Origin of the sequence: Atlantibacter hermannii, from assembly GCF_009907385.1 — a bacterium.
GTDB classification, from domain to species: domain Bacteria; phylum Pseudomonadota; class Gammaproteobacteria; order Enterobacterales; family Enterobacteriaceae; genus Atlantibacter; species Atlantibacter hermannii_A.
Window position 1 is genome coordinate 55557 of the sequence record NZ_JAAATR010000026.1, and the last position, 16685, is coordinate 72241.

General features: G+C 57.7%; 15 protein-coding genes. 7 read left to right on the top strand and 8 right to left on the bottom strand.

The annotated features are described in order from the left end of the window. The first annotated feature begins 5 nt into the window (after nt 1–5). The 5 genes from GV764_RS08080 to cspE all read left to right on the top strand — a co-directional run bounded on the left by GV764_RS08080 (nt 6) and on the right by cspE (nt 6945). Nucleotides 6–1265 carry a TolC family protein gene (locus GV764_RS08080; protein ID WP_161659711.1) on the top strand — a complete coding sequence of 420 codons (1260 nt, stop codon included), beginning with the start codon at nt 6–8 and terminating at the stop codon, nt 1263–1265. Continuing rightward, nucleotides 1258–2688 carry an efflux RND transporter periplasmic adaptor subunit gene (locus tag GV764_RS08085; protein WP_161659712.1) on the top strand — a complete coding sequence of 477 codons (1431 nt, stop codon included), beginning with the start codon at nt 1258–1260 and terminating at the stop codon, nt 2686–2688. The genes GV764_RS08080 and GV764_RS08085 overlap by 8 nt, the downstream gene beginning before the upstream one ends. After that, nucleotides 2685–5807 (top strand): efflux RND transporter permease subunit, encoded by a 3123-nt coding sequence (locus GV764_RS08090; protein WP_161659713.1) that lies wholly within the window; start codon nt 2685–2687, stop codon nt 5805–5807. The genes GV764_RS08085 and GV764_RS08090 overlap by 4 nt, the downstream gene beginning before the upstream one ends. A gap of 153 nt (nt 5808–5960) precedes the next feature. Next, complete coding sequence (gene pagP, locus GV764_RS08095) at nt 5961–6533, top strand: lipid IV(A) palmitoyltransferase PagP (protein WP_161659714.1); 573 nt, start codon at nt 5961–5963, stop codon at nt 6531–6533. A gap of 202 nt (nt 6534–6735) precedes the next feature. Next, nucleotides 6736–6945, top strand: coding sequence for a transcription antiterminator/RNA stability regulator CspE (gene cspE, locus GV764_RS08100; protein ID WP_002436076.1), 210 nt, complete (start codon nt 6736–6738; stop codon nt 6943–6945). A gap of 225 nt (nt 6946–7170) precedes the next feature. Here cspE and crcB read toward each other — a convergent pair whose 3' ends face one another. After that, the gene (gene crcB, locus GV764_RS08105) at nt 7171–7554 is read right to left on the bottom strand and encodes a fluoride efflux transporter CrcB (protein ID WP_161659715.1); all 384 of its coding nucleotides are present in this window, start codon (nt 7552–7554) and stop codon (nt 7171–7173) included. Between the two features lie 105 nt (nt 7555–7659). Between crcB and GV764_RS08110 the strand changes: the two genes are divergently transcribed. Next, nucleotides 7660–8448 carry a deaminated glutathione amidase gene (locus GV764_RS08110; protein WP_161659716.1) on the top strand — a complete coding sequence of 263 codons (789 nt, stop codon included), beginning with the start codon at nt 7660–7662 and terminating at the stop codon, nt 8446–8448. A gap of 126 nt (nt 8449–8574) precedes the next feature. Then, a complete protein-coding gene (gene tatE / locus GV764_RS08115; protein ID WP_002436071.1) occupies nt 8575–8778 on the top strand; it encodes a twin-arginine translocase subunit TatE in 204 nt (67 codons plus the stop codon). A gap of 86 nt (nt 8779–8864) precedes the next feature. On the opposite strand, the gene lipA is transcribed toward tatE, so the two are convergent. The 7 genes from lipA to mrdA all read right to left on the bottom strand — a co-directional run bounded on the left by lipA (nt 8865) and on the right by mrdA (nt 16662). After that, on the bottom strand, nt 8865–9830 hold the full coding sequence (gene lipA / locus GV764_RS08120) for a lipoyl synthase (protein ID WP_161659717.1): 966 nt from the start codon (nt 9828–9830) through the stop codon (nt 8865–8867). Between the two features lie 198 nt (nt 9831–10028). After that, nucleotides 10029–10682: a lipoyl(octanoyl) transferase LipB gene (gene lipB, locus GV764_RS08125; protein ID WP_161659718.1), complete on the bottom strand. Its 654-nt coding sequence runs from the start codon at nt 10680–10682 to the stop codon at nt 10029–10031. A gap of 97 nt (nt 10683–10779) precedes the next feature. After that, on the bottom strand, nt 10780–11043 hold the full coding sequence (gene ybeD / locus GV764_RS08130; RefSeq protein WP_161659719.1) for a DUF493 family protein YbeD: 264 nt from the start codon (nt 11041–11043) through the stop codon (nt 10780–10782). A 104-nt stretch (nt 11044–11147) separates the two neighbouring features. Next, nucleotides 11148–12359 carry a D-alanyl-D-alanine carboxypeptidase DacA gene (gene dacA, locus GV764_RS08135; RefSeq protein ID WP_125294569.1) on the bottom strand — a complete coding sequence of 404 codons (1212 nt, stop codon included), beginning with the start codon at nt 12357–12359 and terminating at the stop codon, nt 11148–11150. A gap of 139 nt (nt 12360–12498) precedes the next feature. After that, entirely contained in the window at nt 12499–13641 is a 1143-nt protein-coding gene (gene rlpA / locus GV764_RS08140) for an endolytic peptidoglycan transglycosylase RlpA (protein WP_161659720.1), read from the bottom strand. Between the two features lie 10 nt (nt 13642–13651). After that, nucleotides 13652–14764: a peptidoglycan glycosyltransferase MrdB gene (mrdB, locus tag GV764_RS08145; RefSeq protein WP_125294567.1), complete on the bottom strand. Its 1113-nt coding sequence runs from the start codon at nt 14762–14764 to the stop codon at nt 13652–13654. Beyond that, on the bottom strand, nt 14764–16662 hold the full coding sequence (gene mrdA, locus GV764_RS08150) for a peptidoglycan DD-transpeptidase MrdA (protein WP_161659721.1): 1899 nt from the start codon (nt 16660–16662) through the stop codon (nt 14764–14766). Before mrdA ends, mrdB begins: the two co-directional genes overlap by 1 nt. Nucleotides 16663–16685 lie beyond the last annotated feature (23 nt).

Sequence of the window (16685 nt, forward strand, 5' to 3'; positions counted from 1 at the left end):
GCGTTATGAAGCAAACGACCCTGAGCCTCTGGCTCGGCGGGGTTTTGCTCGTCCTGACCAGCGCGGCCGCCCAGGCGGCGGCGCTGAGTCTTGAGCAGACTCTCGACCTGGCGGAGCGCTACTCCGCCCAGCTTTCCGCCAACCGCAACCAGGTGCGCGCTTTTGGTTCAATGGCCGATTCGGCGCGCCAGTTGCCCGATCCGGAACTGAAATTCGGTATCGAAAACCTGCCGGTACAGGGCAGCAATGCCCATCGCTTTACCCGTGAAGGGATGACTATGCAGCGCGTCGGCGTGATGCAGAAGTATGTGAGCGCCGACAAACGTGACCGCAAGGCCGACACGCTGCTGGCGCAGTCCGCCAGCGCCAGCGCCCAGGCGCAGGTGATCCGCGCGCAGCTGCAGCGGGATACCGCCCAGGCGTGGCTGGATCTGGCGCTGTCGGAAAAAGCCGTCGAGGCGGCGCGGCAGCTGTTACAGGAAACCGAAAAACAGATCCCGGTGCAGCGCAGCGGCGTGGCCAGCGGTTCGGCGTCTGCATCCGGGGCGCTGGCGCTGCAAACCACGCTTTCCGCCCTGCGCGATAACCTGACGCTGGCGCAACGCGACGTCCGGCTGGCGCAAACTCGCCTGTACCAACTTACCGGTGAAAATATCGATAACGTCGCCGGAGCGCTGCCGCGCTATCAGCGGCTGCCCGCCGATGAGCCGGTGCTCGAACAGGGCGTGGCGGCGCATCCGGAAGTGGTGCTGGCCGCCCGGGAAGCCGACGTGGCGAAAGCCCGCTCGGCGCAGTCGGCGGTGGCGTCGAAGCCCGATGTCGGCGTGGAGGTCTATTACGCCCGCCGCGCCGAGGAGTATGGCGATTTGGCCGGGGTGATGTTCACCGTGGATATGCCGTTGTTTCAGTCTCATCGTCAGGACAAAGACTATGCCGCCGATGTCTCGCGGGCCATGGAGGCCAACGACCAGCTGGCGCAGGCGACCCGCGATCGGGTGGCGCTGGTGCGCAGTCTGGTGGCGGAATACCAGGCGGCGCAAACCCTGTGGAGCCGCAAGCAGCAGGAGATCGTGCCGCTTAATCAACAGCGCCTGACGGTGATCAATGCCGAATACCGTTCCGGGCAGGCGTCGCTGGATGCGGTGCTGGAAGCGCGGCGCGGCCTGCTGGATGCACAGCTTGGCGCGATTAACGCCGAAAAGGAGATGGCGCAGCGCTGGGCCGCTATCCGATATCTGACGGTGCAAGGAGCCGCCCATGAATAGCAAATCCCTTTCACTTATCGCGCTGGTGGTCGGCGCGGCGCTGGCTGGCGGCTACTGGCTGGGGCAACAGCATCACGCGACATCCACTTCCACTGAACAGCCGGAACGCAAAGTGCTCTACTGGTACGATCCGATGGTGCCGGGCCAGCGCTTTGATAAGCCGGGCAAATCGCCGTTTATGGATATGGAATTGCAGCCGCGTTACGCCGATGAAGCGGCTGATGAATCGGGCGTGTCGATCAGCGCACGCCAGCAGCAGAATCTCGGCATCCGCACTGCCAGAGCGGAAAGGCGTGAGTTGGTTGCCCCGTTTACCGCTTACGCCACGGTACAAAACGATGAGCGCAGCAGCGAAATCATTCCGGCCCCGGCCTCGGGCGTGGTGGAAAAACTTTACGTGCGGGCGCCGTTGCAGGCGGTGAAAAAGGGCGAACCGCTGGCGCAGTTGTGGATCCCGGAATGGACCGCCGCCCAGCAGGAGTACCTCGCGGTGCGTTTGCTGGGAGATAGCGCATTAACCGCCGCCGCGCGCGAGCGGCTGGCGTTGCAGTTTATGCCGGAAGAGATTATTCGCCGCGTGGAGCGCAGCGGAAAACCGCAAACCCGTCTGGTGCTGCGCGCCGGGCGCGACGGCTATATCGCGAAGCTGGAAACCCGCGCCGGGGCGCAGGTCAGCGCGACCGCGCCGCTGTTTGAGCTGGCGAGCCTCGACCCGGTGTGGGTGGTGGTGGATTACCCGCAATCCCAGGCCCAGGCGCTGCGCCAGGGCGCGACGGTCACGGCGACCACCGAAAGCTATCCCGGCGACGCGTTTAACGGCAAGGTCAGCGAACTGCTGCCCGCGCTGGAAAGCACCACCCGCACCCTTCAGGCGCGTATCGTCATCGCCAACCCTGACCAGAAACTCAAGCCGGGCATGTATCTGGCCATCGGCCTGGACGCGCAAGAGGCGGGCACGCCGCGCCTGGCAATTCCGGAAGAGTCATTAATTGAAACCGGCAGCGCCAATCGGGTGCTGGTGGCCGAAGAGGATGGCTTCTTCCGGGCGGTGAACGTGAAAACCGGGATGCGCGGTGACGGCTGGGTAGAGATAACCGCCGGGCTGGATGAGGGCATGAGGGTGGTGACTTCCGGGCAATTCCTGATCGACTCGGAAGCCAGTCTGCGCAGCGCGCTGCCAGCCGGGGCAATAAAAACCGAGTATCAGGGCACCGGCGTGGTGGACGCGCTGGAAAACGACAGCGTAACGCTGTCCCACGGCCCGATCCCGGCGCTCAAATGGGGCGCGATGACCATGGACTTCGCCCTGAAATCGGCGCAGCCCGGCATCAAGCCAGGGGATAAGGTTCAGTTCTCCTTTACCATGAATGACGACGGCGCGGTGATTACCCATCTGGCACCGCTTAAGGAAGGTGCCCAATGATTGCCGCCATTATTCGAGGCTCGTTGAAAAATCGCTTCCTGGTGCTGATTGCCGCGCTGATGATGGCCGCGTGGGGCATCTGGGCGCTGATGCGCGCCCCGGTGGATGCGCTGCCGGACCTGTCGGACGTGCAGGTGATTGTGCGCGTTGCTTATCCCGGCAAAGCGCCGCAGGTGGTAGAGGATCAGGTGACGTATCCGCTCACCACCACCATGCTGTCGGTGCCGGGGGCGAAAACCGTGCGCGGATTTTCCATGTTCGGCGAAACCTACGTCTATATCCTGTTCGAAGACGGCACCGACCCGTACTGGGCGCGATCCAGGGTGCTGGAGTATTTAAGCCAGGTGCAGTCGCAACTGCCTGCAGAAGCGAAAGCGTCGCTGGGACCGGATGCCACCGGCGTCGGCTGGGTCTACGAATACGCGCTGATCGACCGCTCGGGCAAACACAGCCTGGCGGAGCTGCGCGCCTTACAGGACTGGACGCTGAAGTTTGAACTGAAAACGGTGCCCAACGTGGCGGAGGTGGCGAGCGTCGGCGGCATGGTGCGCCAGTACCAAATTCTGCTGCAACCCGAGCGGCTACGGGCGCTGAATATCACCCATCAACAGGTGGTGGACGCGGTCGGCCAGGCCAACCAGGAGAGCGGCGGTTCGCTGCTGGAGATGGGCGAAGCGGAGTATATGGTGCGCACCACCGGCTATCTCGCCAGCCTGGAGGATTTCCGTAACGTGGTTATCGCGAACCGCAACGGCGTGCCTGTACTGCTGTCCGATGTGGCGACGGTGCGCCTCGGGCCGGAAATCCGGCGCGGCGTGGCGGAGTACAACGGGGAAGGGGAGGTGACCGGCGGAATTATCGTGATGCGCTACGGAAAAAACGCGCTGGAAACCATCAATGCCGTGAAAAGCAAACTTAACGAAATCCAGCGTACCCTGCCGGCGGGCGTGGAGATCGTACCGGTATACGATCGCTCAAACCTGATTGAACACGCCATCGAAAACCTCACTCATAAGCTGATCGAAGAGTTTGTAGTGGTGGCGCTGGTTTGCGTGCTGTTTCTGTTCCACTTCCGCTCGGCGCTGGTGGCGATTATCTCGCTGCCGCTGGGGATTCTGGGCGCGTTTATCATCATGCATTATCAGGGGATCAACGCCAATATTATGTCGCTGGGCGGGATCGCCATCGCCATCGGCGCCATGGTGGATGCGGCGATCGTGATGATTGAAAATATGCACAAGGTGCTGGAGCAGTGGCGGCACGATCGCGACGGCAAAACCCCCAGCGGGGCGGAGTACTGGAAAATTGCCGAACAGGCGGCTGTGGAAGTAGGGCCGGCGCTGTTTTGCAGCCTGTTGATCATCACTCTGTCGTTTATCCCGGTGTTCGCGCTGGAAGCCCAGGAAGGGAGAATGTTCTCGCCGCTGGCCTTCACCAAAACCTGGGCGATGGCGGTTTCCGCCGGGCTGGGGATCACGCTGATCCCGGTGCTGATGGGCGCGTTTATTCGCGGACGCATTCCCGCCGAGCAGGATAACCCGCTCAATCGCTGGCTGATCCGCGCCTACGAGCCGCTGCTGGATAAGGTACTGAACTGGCCAAAAACCACGGTGGCGCTGGCGTTGATCCTGCTGGTGGCGACGCTGTGGCCGCTGAGCCGCCTCGGCAGCGAGTTTATGCCGCCGCTCGATGAAGGGGATCTGCTGTATATGCCCTCGACGCTGCCAGGCATTTCGGCGCGCGAGGCGGCGAAGCTGCTTCAGCAAACCGACCGGTTAATCAAAACCGTACCGGAAGTGGAAAGCGTGTTTGGTAAAGCCGGGCGCGCAGAAACCGCCACCGATCCTGCGCCGCTCACCATGCTGGAAACCACGATCCGCTTTAAACCACACGACCAGTGGCGGCCCGGCATGACCATGGACAAACTGGTGGAAGAGCTGGACGCGCGGGTGAAGGTGCCGGGCATTGCCAACGTCTGGGTGCCGCCGATCCGCAACCGGCTCGATATGCTGGCGACCGGCATTAAAAGCCCGGTAGGGATTAAGGTCAATGGCAGTCGGATTGAGGATATCGAACGGGTGGCCGGTGAAATCGAACAGCTGGTGAAATCGGTGCCGGGGGTGACGTCGGCGCTGGCGGAACGGCTGGCGGGCGGGCGCTATGTGGATATCGTCATCGACCGGCGTAAAGCGGCGCGCTATGGCGTTTCGGTCAGTGAGTTGCAGTCGATGGTCGCTACGCTGGTGGGCGGACAGAATATCGGTGAAACCATCGAAGGGCGCGAGCGTTACCCGATCAACGTGCGCTATCCGCGAGAATGGCGCGACAATATCCAGAAGCTGCGGGCCCTGCCGGTCGTCACCGCCAGCGGAAGCCAGGTTTCGCTGGCGGAGCTGGCGGAAATCACCGTCGCCGACGGGCCGCCGATGCTGAAGAGCGAAAACGCGCGGCTGTCGAACTGGATTTACGTTGATCTGCGCGGGCGGGATTTAAAATCCGCCGTGGAAGACATGCAGCAAATCGTCGCGGCGAATGTCACCCTGCCTCAGGGCGTTACGCTCTCCTGGTCCGGGCAGTTTGAATATCTGGAGCGCGCCACCGCAACGTTGAAAATCGTGCTGCCGTTTACTCTGCTGATCATTTTCATTCTGCTGTATATCACCTTTCAGCGCTTCAGCGACGCGCTGTTAATTATGGGTACGCTGCCGTTTGCCTTAATTGGCGGGGTCTGGCTGCTTTGGCTGCTGGATTATCACCTCTCGGTGGCGGGAGCGGTGGGCTTTATTGCCCTGGCGGGCGTGGCGGCGGAATTCGGCGTGATTATGGTCTTGTATTTAAATCAGGCGTGGCAGCGTAAGCGGCTTGAGCCCGGCGGCGAACAAACGGCGCAGTTGTTGCAGGCCATTCATGAAGGCGCGGTGCTGCGCGTGCGCCCGAAAGTGATGACGGTGGCGACCATCATGGCCGGTTTAATGCCGATTATGTGGGGAAGCGGCAGCGGTTCGGAGGTGATGAGCCGCATTGCCGCGCCGATGATTGGCGGCATGATCACCGCCCCGCTGCTGTCGATGCTGGTGATCCCGGCGCTGTATCTGTTAATCAAAAAACCGGGAAGATAGCCCCTGAAAATGAATATCGCCGGGAATATTGGGAATTATCTGAATATTTCCGGCGTGTTAATCATTTTTCAGGAAATACCCGAGAGACCGTTTAGGGTTGATTAAAATATCCTTTATTAGACTTTTAGACGTTTAAAAAAGGGCATTTATGACGTGACGGTATTTCAAAAAATTGTTGTTGTTTTTATCTTTCTGGCCCCGTTGGTCAGCAATACGGCGACAGCGGCCAAATTACTCGATCATATCGACGCGGGGTATACCACGCTGCGCGATAACGTGGCGGAAACCTGGCATAACCCACAGCATTACGATCTGTATGTCCCGGTGATCACATGGCATGCCCGCTACGCCTACGATCATGATAAAGCGAAATCCTATAATGAACGCCCCTGGGGCGCAGGGTTTGGCCAGTCCCGCTGGGATGAAAAAGGCAACTGGCACAGTTTATATGTGATGGCGTTTAAAGATTCATTCAACAAGTGGGAACCCATTGCCGGTTACGGCTGGGAAGCGACCTGGCGGCCACTGGAAGACGACAAGTTTCACGCAGGCCTGGGGTACACCGTCGGTGTGACGGCGCGCGATAACTGGCATTACATTCCCGTTCCGGTGCTGCTGCCGATGGCCTCAATCGGCTATGGCCCCGCAAATTTCCAGATGACGTATATCCCGGGCACTTACGGTAACGGGAATGTTTACTTTGCCTGGTTGCGATTTCAGTTCTAAAGGTACAAAAAAGGACTATATTTAAAGAGGTGACATAAACCTTGAAAACTAAGGGATAAATCGTGGTTCTACCTCTTTCTGATGAAAAGAACGCGACTTTTATCACTTTTTCTTAAACTTCGACTGGACAAATGTCACCACAATTGTTGTACTGATGCCCGACACAGCATTTGTGTCGTTTTTTCATGTAAAGGTAATTTTGATGTCTAAGATTAAAGGTAACGTTAAGTGGTTTAATGAGTCCAAAGGATTCGGTTTCATTACTCCGGAAGACGGCAGCAAAGACGTGTTCGTACACTTCTCTGCGATCCAGAGCAATGGTTTCAAAACTCTGGCTGAAGGTCAGCGTGTAGAGTTCGAAATCACTAACGGTGCCAAAGGCCCTTCTGCTGCTAACGTAATCGCTATCTGATTCGGCGTTCAGCAAGAATACAAAACCCGCTTAAGTGCGGGTTTTTTTTTGCGTCCGGTCCGGACGATCAGTAAAACAGATAAATCTTCAGAAAGCTCGCCACCACTAACGCTGTAAACAGCAGCGCGCTACCGCTTTGTACATACTCTCTCATCACATTTCCTCACAACGGGCTATAGCGCCATCGTTGCAGGGAAAGATTAAGCCAATATTAAGACGGCAGCGTTAGCGGGCGCTAAGTTGAGAAAATAACCAAAATGCGAGCGCGGTCATCATAAACGACCCTAACAGGTTCACCACCACGTTAAGCGCCGCCCAACCCAGTCGCCCGTCCTGAAGTAAAAACACCACTTCGGCTGAAAAGGTGGAAAAGGTGGTTAATCCGCCGCAAAAGCCGGTAGTGATCAGCAATTTCCACATCGGATCGATATGGCTCATGCGGTTGAACCAGGCGAGGCCTGCGCCGATGACAAAGGCGCCAATCAGGTTAGCCGTCAACGTGCCGATGGGGATTGCGTGATGCATGGGGTTCAGACGTAAACTGAGTAACCAACGGGCAAGGCTGCCCAACCCGCCGCCAAGAAAAACTGCAATCGCAATATTAATCACATGAATGCCTTGTATCGTTTGGATCAAAGCAAAGAGTGTACCGCTGACGGCATACTTATAGCTATGATTGTGAGAGCAATCACGGTAACCCTTCAGGAGCGCGCAATGAAAGTAGCGGCAGGGCAGTTTGCGGTGACGTCCGACAGTGTCAAAAATGTCGGGATTTGCATCGACTATATGCGTCAGGCGCAGGCGGCGGGCGTGGATCTGCTGGTGCTACCGGAAGCGCTGCTGGCGCGGGACGACAACGATCCGGATATGTCGGTTAATTCCGCACAGGCACTGGAAGGGACGTTCGTTAGCACGCTGTGCAAGGCGAGCCTCGACAGCGAAATGACGACGTTTCTTACAATCCATGTGCCGACAACCGCCGGGCGAGCGGCGAATACACAGGTCGCCTTACGAAATGGGGAGATCGTCGCGGTTTACCAAAAGATTCATCTGTATGATGCCTTCTCGATGCAGGAATCGCGTCTGGTGGACGCCGGGGCCACGGTAGGCCCGCTGGTGGAGGTGGCCGGTATGAAGGTCGGTATGATGACCTGCTACGATCTGCGCTTCCCGGAAATGGCAATCAGCCTGGCGCTTGCTGGCGCAGAGGTGTTAGTGCTGCCGACCGCATGGGTGCGGGGTTCGCTAAAAGAGCACCACTGGTCGACGCTGTTGGCCGCCCGTGCTCTGGACAGTACCTGCTATGTGGTTGCCGCCGGAGAGTGCGGCAACAAGAATATTGGTCAAAGCCGGATTATCGATCCGCTTGGCGTGACTATCGCCGCCGCGGCAGAAAGCCCGGCGTTGATTGTCACGGATGTGACAACTGAACGCTTAACAGAAGCGCGCGATAAACTGCCGGTCCTGAAGCATCGCCGCTTCGCGCCGCCGACATTATTGTGATGTTTTTTTAAGCAGAGCTTGATTCAGCTTGTTACAGATTGCTATTGTACGTCCGGCTCAAATAACCGTTAATTGAGTCTGGCTTTTCGGCTGCCATTCCGGCGCCTGTTTATTAAGAAGGTAAGTATGGGTGAGATTAGTATTACCAAACTGCTGGTAGTTGCCGCACTGGTGGTTCTGCTGTTTGGAACCAAAAAGTTACGTACGCTGGGTGGTGACCTGGGTGCAGCCATCAAAGGCTTCAAAAAAGCCATGAATGATGATGAAAACGCGGCGAAAACCACTGCTGCCAACGACGCGACTGGCGAACGCATCGCTCATAAAGAGTAATCGCAGCGACCAGACGTTAAGGTAGAAAAAAACCGGCTCAGATAAGCCGGTTTTTTTATGGTTGCAGATTCTTACGTAACAAGCTGTTACTTCACTTCTTCGCCTTTGGCCTGCATATCAGCATGGTAAGACGAGCGCACGAACGGACCGCAGGCGGCATGGGTAAAGCCCATCGCCATGGCTTCGGCTTTCATCTCATCAAACTCATCAGGGCTGACGTAGCGCTGCACCGGCAGGTGGTGGCGGCTCGGTTGCAGGTACTGGCCCAGCGTCAGCATGGTAACGCCGTGGCTGCGCAAATCGCGCATCACTTCAATGATTTCTGCATTGGTTTCGCCGAGGCCCACCATTAAACCGGATTTGGTCGGGATGTCCGGATGCGCTTCTTTAAAACGCTCCAGCAGCTTCAGCGACCAGTTATAATCCGCGCCCGGACGCACCTGGCGGTAGATACGCGGCACGTTCTCCAGGTTGTGGTTGAATACATCCGGCGGCGTGGCGTTAAGGATATCGAGCGCCTTGTCCATACGGCCACGGAAGTCGGGCACCAGGGTCTCGATTTTAATGTTCGGGCTTTTCTCGCGGATTGCGGTAATGCAATCGGCAAAGTGCTGCGCGCCGCCGTCACGTAAATCGTCACGGTCAACGGAAGTGATCACCACATAACGCAGCGCCATATCGGCAATGGTCTGCGCCAGTTTAAGCGGTTCGTTAGCATCGGGCGCAACCGGGCGACCGTGGGCCACGTCGCAGAACGGGCAGCGACGGGTGCAGATAGCGCCCAGGATCATAAAGGTGGCGGTACCGTGGTTAAAGCACTCAGCAAGGTTAGGGCAGGAAGCCTCTTCACACACCGAATGCAGGCCGTTTTTACGCATGGCTGCTTTGATGCCCTGAATACGCGTCGAGTCGGCAGGAAGTTTAATTTTCATCCATTCCGGCTTTCTTAACAGCGCTTCTCGCTCTGTCGCCACGTTTTTAACCGGGATAAGGGCCATTTTGTCGGCGTCGCGGTATTTAACGCCGCGTTCCATCACGATGGGTTTACTCATAGCATGCGTGTTCCAGTTGCGGATAACGAGAGAAAGCGTCTCAATTCAAGTAAGTGTTGTATTTATCAACTATTTTTGAATTAACACTACGCAGTATATCATTACTCCCTGCGGTAAAGCAGCCTCACCGCAGGTAAAAAGGGAACAGAATTGTAAAATGGTTGTTATTTTGTGCCCTTGCACAGGTTACAACCCTGTTTATTTGCGCAGCGGCTCGTTGACCATTTCCACCGGCGGGTTCCCCAGTAGCGCCAGGGTATGTCTCAGCAGCAGCGGGTTAACGGTATCGAGCGTCGCACCGTCACGGTAAGCGCTTACCTGGGTCATCTCCATACCCGCATAGCCGCACGGGTTGATGCGCAGGAACGGCGCTAAATCCATGTTGATATTCAGCGCCAGGCCGTGAAACGAGCAGCCTTTACGGATGCGTAAACCCAGCGAGCAGATTTTTTTCGCGCCAACGTAAACCCCAGGTGCATCGGCGCGGGGATGGGCTTCGATATCCAGCTCACCCAGGGTATTCACCACGGTTTGTTCCAGCAGAGTGACCAGATCGCGTACGCCCAGTTTGCGGCGTTTCAGATTGAGCATCACATACATCACCTGCTGCCCCGGCCCGTGATAAGTCACCTGGCCGCCGCGATCGCTCTGGATCACCGGGATATCGCCCGGCATTAATACGTGTTCCGCTTTACCGGCCTGGCCCTGGGTAAAAACCGGCTGATGCTCAACCAGCCAGATTTCATCCGGCGTGTCGGCGTCGCGCGTGTCGGTGAAAGTATGCATCGCCTGCGAAATCGGCTCGTAAGGCTGCAAACCCAGTTGACGAATAAGAATGGTTTCCTGAAACAAAACTGCGTCTCCGGAGGGAAAAGGTGGCGGGGAGTATAACACAGCTGGACCGGGGGGACCCGCAGACAACAAACCCGGCCAGGGGCCGGGTTGGGGATTACAGCACCATACGAACGATGTCGATATTACCTAATTCTTCGTACAGGGTTTCTACCTGCTCAATGTGCGTGGCGTTAATCGTGATAGAAACGGAGTGGTAGTTTCCCTTGCTGCTTGGTTTAACCTGCGGCGTGTAGTCACCAGGCGCATGGCGCTGAACTACCTCAACGACCATATCAACCAACTCCGGCTTCGCCAGACCCATCACTTTGTAAGTAAAGGGCGTCGGGAATTCAAGCAGTTCGTTAAGTTTGGTTTTCATGTCAGCTCCAGCATTGGATAAAAAATAATAACTCCCGCCTGAGCGGGAGTTGTTTTGATAGCTAGTATATGGGGACGTAAATCACACTTTCAAGTGTTCAATTTTTATCCAAACCAGTGGTGAAACATCAGCTTGATGTAATCAATGATTTTGCCGAAGAAATTGCCTTCTTCAATCTGCTCCAACACCACCAGCGGACGCTGCTCAATGGTTTTGCCATCCAGCTGGAAGTTGATGGTGCCGACCACCTGGTTTTTCGCCAGCGGGGCATGCAGCTCGCTGCTATTCAACACATAGCTGGCTTTCAGATCTTTCATGCGGCCGCGTGGAATGGTCAGATAAACGTCTTTATCGACGCCCAGCGACGCGCGATCGTGGTCGCCGAACCAGGCTGGCTCGGAGGCGAATTCTTTACCGGCTTTAATCGGGTTCACGGTTTCAAAGAACCGGAAGCCCCAGGTCAGCAGCTTTTTGCTTTCCGCTTCGCGGCCTTTGAAGGTACGTCCGCCCATCACGGCGGAGATCAGGCGCATCTGGCCTTCAGTGGCCGAGGCCACCAGGTTGTAACCCGCTTTGTCGGTATGACCGGTTTTAATGCCGTCCACGTTCAGGCTGTTGTCCCACAGCAGACCGTTACGGTTGGTCTGGCGGATGCCGTTAAAGGTGAACTCTTTTTCTTTATAAATAGTGTATTCGTTCGGCACGTCGCGGATCAGCGCCTGGCCGATCAGCGCCATATCGCGCGCGGAGCTGAACTGGCCATCAGCATCCAGACCATGAACGGTCTGGAAGTGGGTGTTTTTCAGGTTCAGCGCGTTGACGTAGTTGTTCATCAGGCCGACGAACGCGTCCTGGCTGCCCGCAACGTAATCCGCCATCGCCACGCAGGCGTCGTTGCCGGATTGCAGGTTGATGCCGCGGATCAGCTGAGAAACCGGAACCTGCATGCCCGGCTTCAGGAACATCAGCGAGGAGCCTTTAAACACCGGGTTGCCGGTGGCCCAGGCGTCGTTGCCGATGGTCACCAGGTCAGATTCTTTGAATTTTCCTGCCTTCATCGCCTGGCCGATGACGTAGCTGGTCATCATTTTCGTCAGGCTTGCAGGGTCGCGGCGCACATCCGCGTTTTGCTCTGCCAGCACTTTGCCAGAGTTGTAATCAATCAGGATGTAGGACTCGGCATCGATTTGCGGAACGCCTGGGATCATCGTTTTAATATTCAGGTCGTCGGCATGAGCGGTGGAGAGTGCCGCAACGGCCAGCGCTGTGGTGAGCGCGATGCGCTTAGCGAAACGTACGGAGAGAGTGGTCTTCATGGTAAAACAACGACATCCGTGATGAAGTGAAAAAAAGTGCCTTACTATAGCAAATGGCGGTTGGGCTGGCATCCGACTTTGCGAATGACTTTGTTAGCGGTTTTTACGCACCAACGCCGCGTCAGCCAGCCCGGATGCGTTACTGCGCGCCGCCGTTTGTTATGAATGACTGTAATTGCGCCTCGCTGCTCAGACGTTGCTGGAGCGCGGCGGCTTCGGATTTACTGCTGAACGGCCCAAGCTGAACGCGATACACCGCGCCGTTCGGCGTCACGCGCCCCGGCACGCCGAATTGCTGGCTGAGCTTCTGCTGCCACTGGCTGGCGCGCGCGCTGTCGCTGACCGCGCCGACCTGGACCACGTAGCTGCCTGTCGCGGCGGCGGTCACTGGCGTAGTGACGCTGCCCTGTACTGAACCCGGCGCAGTGACCGGAGCCGGAGCGGCGGCGGGCGCGGTTTGCGGTGCGGTCACCGGCGCAGTAACCGGAGCGGCAACCGCTGCCGGCGCATCGCTTTCAATCACACCGCTGTTCAGCGGCGTGGGCGCACCTAAAAACCCGCTACTGCGGACCGGTGCGCCAGTGGTATCTTCGCTTTGCAGCGTATCATTGCTGATGGCGCGCACATCGCCGGCGGGTTCCGCCTGTGGCATTGACGACGCGCTACCCATGCCGGTATTCAGGTCGGGACGCGCGGGCAGGGCGTAGGTCTGTTTAGCGACCGTGGTGCAGGCCATTCCCGGCCCGGACAGGGAGCCGTCCGGCGCAACGATAATCGGGTCGACACGTACTTTGGTGTTGTTCGAGGTATTCAGGCGGTCCGCGGACGCGCGGGACAGCGAAATAATCCGGTCATTGCCATACGGGCCACGATCGTTAATCCGCACCACAATCATGCGGCCATTCGCCAGGTTGGTGACGCGCGCATAGCTCGGGATAGGCAATGTAGGGTGCGCGGCGGTCAACTGCATCGGATCAAAGGCTTCGCCCGAGGCGGTCAGATTACTGCCCGGCTCGGCGTCATAAATAGCGGCCAGCCCGGCCTGGCTGAAGCGCGAGGCGTCCTGCACGATTTTATAGCTTTTGCCGTCGCGCTGATAATCCTGATTCACGGAAGGGTTCAGCGACTCATAGCGCGGCTCCGCGCCGCCGATTTCCACAACCGGGCCATTACACACCGCAGGCTGCGGGGCCACGGTGGTAGGCGCCTGACCGTCATCATTTGAACTACAGGCCGCCAGCAATCCTGCTGCGACGCAGATTCCAAGCCACTGCTTACGCATTGCGTTCCCCTTATACGCTTTTAGACAGCATTTTTCGGTGGGTATGTATCGACATCACGATACCAAACCCGGCCATCAGGACAATCAAGGCCGAGCCCCCATAACTCACCAGAGGCAGCGGCACCCCAACCACCGGCAGAATACCGCTTACCATACCAATATTCACAAACACATAAACGAATAAAATCAGCATTAAACCGCCCGCCATCACCCGGCCAAAGGTGGTTTGCGCCCGGGCCGCAATCCACAGCCCACGCATAATCAGCAGAATGTAGAGCGCCAGCAGGATCAGCACGCCGACCAGCCCCAGCTCTTCTGCCAGCACAGCGAAGATAAAGTCGGTATGGCGCTCGGGCAAAAACTCCAGCTGCGACTGGGTGCCGTGCAGCCAGCCTTTGCCGCGCAAACCGCCTGACCCAATAGCAATTTTAGACTGAATAATATGATAGCCCGCGCCGAGCGGATCGGATTCCGGATCGAGCAACATCATCACGCGCTGACGCTGATAGTCATGCATCAGGAAGAACCACAGAATCGGGATAAATGCCGCCACCAGCAGCACGGCGATTAAAATCAGCCGCCAGCTCAGGCCGGATAAGAACAGCACGAACAGGCCGGAAAGCGCCACCAGAATCGAGGTGCCGAGGTCTGGTTGCGCCGCCACCAGCAGCGTCGGCATGAAGATCAGCACCAGCGCGATACCGGTGTTCTTCAGGCTGGGCGGGCAGACGTCGCGGTTGATAAAGCGCGCCACCATCAGCGGCACCGCAATTTTGGCAATTTCCGAGGGCTGGAAGCGAACGATGCCCAAATCCAGCCAGCGCTGCGCCCCTTTGGAGATGGCCCCGAAGGCGTCCACCGCCACCAGCAAAATAATACACACGATGTACAGATAGGGCGCCCAGCCCTCGTACACGCGCGGGGGGATTTGCGCCATCACCACCATCACCACCAGCCCCATCAGGATCTGGCCGATTTTACGTTCAGTCATATCCAGGTCCTGGCCGCTGGCGCTCCAGATAACCAGGGCGCTGTAGGTTAACAGCGCCAGGATGATCAGCATAAAGGTGGGATCAAGATGGATTTTATCCCAGATGGTTTTTTTATTCGGATTATCGGTCATTAGTCCTCCGCCGCGGCCACAGCCGGATTTTCAGCGGGCAGTTCGGTGTTGTTATCCCCGAGCATGATATGGTCGAGGATCTGGCGCATGATGGTGCCTACCGCCGGGCCAGCGCCGCCGTTCTCCAGGATCATGGCGACCGCGACCTGCGGTTTATCGTACGGGGCGAATGCGGTCATCAGTTTGTGGTCGCGCAGACGCTCGGCGATGCGGTGGGCGTTATAGGTTTCGTTGGCTTTCAGACCGAAAACCTGCGCGGTACCCGACTTCGCGGCGATTTTATACGGCGCGCTGGCAAAATATTTGTGGCCCGTACCGTTGGCGCGGTTCGCCACGCCGTACATCCCGTCTTTGGCGATTTCCCAGTAGCCGGAGTGGATATCGCCCACCGGCGGCTGCTCCGGTTGCACCCAGGGCTGCTGTTTGCCGTCGATGGTGGTGCTCATCAACAGATGCGGCACTTTTACGATGCCGTCGTTAATCAGGATCATCATCGCTTTATTCATCTGCAGCGGCGTTGATGTCCAGTAACCCTGGCCGATACCGACCGGGATGGTGTCCCCCTGATACCAGGGCTTCTTAAAGCGTTTCTGCTTCCATTCACGGGTCGGCATGTTGCCGGAGCGCTCTTCCGCCAGGTCGATACCGGTGTAATGACCGTAGCCAAATTTGCCCATCCATTCGGAGAGCCGGTCGATGCCCATGTCATAGGCCACCTGATAGAAGAAGGTATCCGCCGATTCTTCCAGTGACTTGGTAATGTTCAGGCGGCCATGGCCCCATTTTTTCCAGTCGCGGTAGCGTTTTTCTGAACCAGGCAACTGCCACCAGCCGGGGTCGAACAGCGTGGTATTGCGGGTGATCACCCCGGAGCTCAGCGCCGAGACGGCGACATAGGGCTTCACGGTAGACGCGGGCGGGTAGATCCCCTGTGTGGCGCGGTTGACCAGCGGGGTATTAGGGTCGTTCAGCAGCGCCGAATAATCCTTGCTGGAGATGCCGTCGACGAACAGGTTAGGGTTGTAGCTGGGCGTGGACACCATCGCCAGCACGCCGCCGGTACGCGGATCGGTAACCACCACCGCCGCGCGGCTGCCCTGCAACAGCGTCTCGATATAGGCTTGTAGCTGTAAATCTATGGTGAGATGGATGTCATGCCCGGCCTGCGGCGGCACTTCTTTCAGCTGGCGGATCACCCGGCCGCGGTTGTTAACTTCCACCTCTTCATAGCCGGTCTGGCCGTGCAGCACATCCTCATAGTAGCGCTCAATACCCAGTTTGCCGATATCGTGGGTCGCGGCATAGTTCGCCAGCTTGCCGTCTTTGTCGAGGCGCTCCACGTCTTTGTCGTTGATTTTCGACACGTAGCCGATAACGTGGGTCAGGGCGGAACCATAGGGGTAGTAGCGGCGTTTATAACCTTTCACTTCTACGCCGGGAAAACGGTACTGGTTCACGGCGAAACGTGCTACCTGCACTTCCGTCAGGTTGGTTTTCACCGGGATCGACGTAAAGCGATGGGAGCGGGAGCGCTCTTTTTTGAATGCCGCGATATCGTCGTCCGTCAGATCCACCACGCCGCGCAGCGCGTCGAGCGTCTGCTGCACGTTATCGACTTTTTCCGGCATCATCTCGATTTGGTAGATGGTGCGGTTGAGGGCCAGCGGGATGCCGTTGCGATCGTAAATAATGCCCCGGCTGGGCGGGATCGGCACCAGCTTGATGCGGTTTTCGTTGGAGCGCGTTTGGTAATCGGTGTAACGCACGATCTGCACATTATAAAGGTTGGCGATCAGCACGCCGGTGAGCAGCAAAATCCCCACAAAGGCAACAAGCGCCCGACGCACAAAAAGCGCGGACTCAGCCGAATAGTCGCGAAAAGAATTCTGTAATTTCATCCGCTGCTTAATCTACCTGGTAG

Coding starts and splice junctions, on each gene's coding strand:
- rlpA (WP_161659720.1), bottom strand. CDS start 13,641: ATGCGTAAGCAGTGGCTTGGAATCTGCGTCGCAGCAGGATTGCTGGCG.
- GV764_RS08090 (WP_161659713.1), top strand. CDS start 2,685: ATGATTGCCGCCATTATTCGAGGCTCGTTGAAAAATCGCTTCCTGGTG.
- lipA (WP_161659717.1), bottom strand. CDS start 9,830: ATGAGTAAACCCATCGTGATGGAACGCGGCGTTAAATACCGCGACGCC.
- GV764_RS08085 (WP_161659712.1), top strand. CDS start 1,258: ATGAATAGCAAATCCCTTTCACTTATCGCGCTGGTGGTCGGCGCGGCG.
- mrdB (WP_125294567.1), bottom strand. CDS start 14,764: ATGACCGATAATCCGAATAAAAAAACCATCTGGGATAAAATCCATCTT.
- ybeD (WP_161659719.1), bottom strand. CDS start 11,043: ATGAAAACCAAACTTAACGAACTGCTTGAATTCCCGACGCCCTTTACT.
- mrdA (WP_161659721.1), bottom strand. CDS start 16,662: ATGAAATTACAGAATTCTTTTCGCGACTATTCGGCTGAGTCCGCGCTT.
- tatE (WP_002436071.1), top strand. CDS start 8,575: ATGGGTGAGATTAGTATTACCAAACTGCTGGTAGTTGCCGCACTGGTG.
- GV764_RS08080 (WP_161659711.1), top strand. CDS start 6: ATGAAGCAAACGACCCTGAGCCTCTGGCTCGGCGGGGTTTTGCTCGTC.
- cspE (WP_002436076.1), top strand. CDS start 6,736: ATGTCTAAGATTAAAGGTAACGTTAAGTGGTTTAATGAGTCCAAAGGA.
- dacA (WP_125294569.1), bottom strand. CDS start 12,359: ATGAAGACCACTCTCTCCGTACGTTTCGCTAAGCGCATCGCGCTCACC.
- GV764_RS08110 (WP_161659716.1), top strand. CDS start 7,660: ATGAAAGTAGCGGCAGGGCAGTTTGCGGTGACGTCCGACAGTGTCAAA.